This window comes from Streptomyces xiaopingdaonensis, assembly GCF_000262345.1.
GTDB classification, from domain to species: domain Bacteria; phylum Actinomycetota; class Actinomycetes; order Streptomycetales; family Streptomycetaceae; genus Streptomyces; species Streptomyces xiaopingdaonensis.
This window is the reverse complement of sequence record NZ_AJTQ01000194.1, coordinates 1-386: the sequence shown is the minus strand read 5'-3', so window position 1 is coordinate 386 and position 386 is coordinate 1. Positions and strand designations below refer to the sequence as shown.

The 386-nt window shown below is 74.4% G+C and carries 1 pseudogene; it reads left to right on the top strand.

The features are described 5' to 3' along the window. Positions 1-386, top strand: a pseudogene (locus UWG_RS0115855) (ribosome small subunit-dependent GTPase A); the annotation flags it as partial.

Here is a 386-nt window from a genome sequence, read left to right as displayed (position 1 = left end):
CCGCGCGCGACCTGCTGCCGCTCCCCGTCTCGGCGGGCGGCGGCGTGCTCATCGATACGCCGGGGCTGCGCGGCGTGGCACTCTGGGACGCGGCGGAGGGCGTCGAGCGCACCTTCGCCGAGATCGAGGAGCTCGCCGCCGAGTGCCGCTTCCACGACTGCGCCCACCGCACGGAGCCCGACTGCGCCGTCCTCGCGGCGATCGAAGAGGGCCGCCTGCCGCAGCGCCGCCTCGACAGCTACCGCAAGCTGCTCCGCGAGAACACCAGGATCGCCGCGCGGAGCGACGCCCGACTCCGCGCCGAGCAGCGGCAGTTGTTCAAGCAGCGCCAAGCGCTGGGACGCCACATGATGGAGCGCAAGCGCGGCCCGCACCGCAAGCCCTGA